Here is a 1,744-nt window from a genome sequence, read left to right as displayed (position 1 = left end):
CACGTTGATGCGCGCCGAGGCGGCTCAGGAATTGGCGAATCTCAATCTGTCCTATACGGAAATCCATGCACCGGTGGACGGCAAGGTTGGCAGGCGCTCGGCGCGGGTCGGCGCATTTGTGACGCCCGGCGCGCCGGTTCTCGCGATTGTCCCGGTCTCCGACGCCTATGTCGTCGCCAACTTCCAGGAAAACCAGATCACCAATATGCGACCTGGCCACAGCGTGCGCATCAAGGTGGATAGCCTTCCTGGCGTCGTGATCCAAGGTCATATCGATAGCCTTGCCCCGGCGACCGGAGTGAGCTTCGCGCCTATTGCTCCTGACAACGCAACCGGCAACTTCACGAAGATCGTCCAGCGCGTGCCCGTCAAGATCACCATCGACCGCGGGCAGCAAGCCGCGTCGGAATTGAGCGTAGGCCTTTCCGTCGTAACGGAAGTGGCCGTTGGCCGCCGTGGCGATATGCTGGCCAAGGGAGCAGACAGAAAATGAACGCGAATGAATACTCTTTCCGCGCCTCGGTGCTGGCGATACTGGCGTGCCTCGCGATGGCCGGCTGCGCGGTCGGGCCGGACTTCGAACGTCCGGGCGCGGCCACCCCCGACGTCTTCGACCGCGCCCAGTCTGCGCAAGCATCGAGCAAGGCGGTTGAATCCCAGTTCAGTTCGGAATGGTGGACACTGCTCGACGATCCCCTGTTGAACTCGCTCGAAAAGCAACTGGCCGATGCGAACCTGGACGTGGCCGCCGCGTCGGCGCGGCTGCGGCAAAGCCGGGCCGCGCAACGGGTGGCCGGCGCCGCTGAATATCCGACACTGGACGGCGCCGCCTCCTATCACCGCGAGCGCGGAAGTCCAAACGGCATCCTCTCCTTGCTTGGGGTCAGCCCGACAGGTAGTCAGCCACAATCGGCATCGGGCGACGCGCCGCTCGGCGTAGCGCCATTGCCGGGTTCGAGCGGTTCGCCCGCATTCGACCTGTACCAGTTCGGCTTCGATGCGTCGTGGGAGATCGATATCTGGGGCCGCGTGCGACGCGGTGTCGAAGCGGCGACCGCTTTGACGGCGGCCTCGTACGAGGACCGGAACGCGGTTCTCCTGTCTGCCCGCGCCGAACTCGCGCGAGACTATATCGAGTTGCGCGACACGCAGTCCCTGCTACAGATCGCAGGACAGAACCTTGAAATCGCCCGTGACACCACCAAGCTCACGCAGGTACGCGCACGTGAAGGCGTCACGACGGATCTGGACGTGGCCAATGCTTCCGCACAGGTGGCATCGATCGAAAGCCTGATCCCGACGCTCGAGTCGCGTCGCGAGGCCACCATCAATGCGATCGGACTGTTGCTGGCCGAAGAGCCGGGCGCACTGCGGCAAGCGCTCGGCGAAGTGCGTGACATTCCGGAACTCCCCAAGGAGGTGCCCATCGGTTTCCCGTCGGAACTCGTGCAGCGCAGACCGGACATCAGGAGGGCGGAAGCGCAACTGCACGCGGCCACGGCGTCGATCGGCATGGCAAAGGCTGACTTCTATCCGCGCATCACGCTAAATGGCAGTGCCGGGTTCCAGAGTCTCCAACTCTCGAACCTCGCAAACTGGGCGTCGGGCCAGTTTGTCGTCGGACCGTCGATCTCGCTTCCCATCTTCGAGGGCGGCAAGCTCAAGGGGATGCTGCATCTGCGCGAGGCGCAGCAACAGGAAGCCGCGATCGTCTACAAACGCACCCTGCTCGAAGCCTCGAAGC

At 63.9% G+C, this 1,744-nt stretch carries 1 protein-coding gene and 1 pseudogene; both read left to right on the top strand.

The features are described 5' to 3' along the window. A pseudogene (locus AC1DK4_RS40625) lies at positions 1 to 493 on the top strand (efflux RND transporter periplasmic adaptor subunit); the annotation flags it as partial. Continuing rightward, a partial coding sequence (locus AC1DK4_RS40620; protein ID WP_477132265.1) for an efflux transporter outer membrane subunit occupies positions 490 to 1,744 on the top strand: 1,255 nt, incomplete at its 3' end. The pseudogene AC1DK4_RS40625 and the gene AC1DK4_RS40620, both read left to right, overlap by 4 nt.

The sequence above is a fragment of the Cupriavidus sp. 05N38 genome, assembly GCF_056397345.1.
The sequence above is the reverse complement of the archived record's forward strand: the minus strand, read 5'-3'. Positions and strand labels throughout refer to the sequence as shown.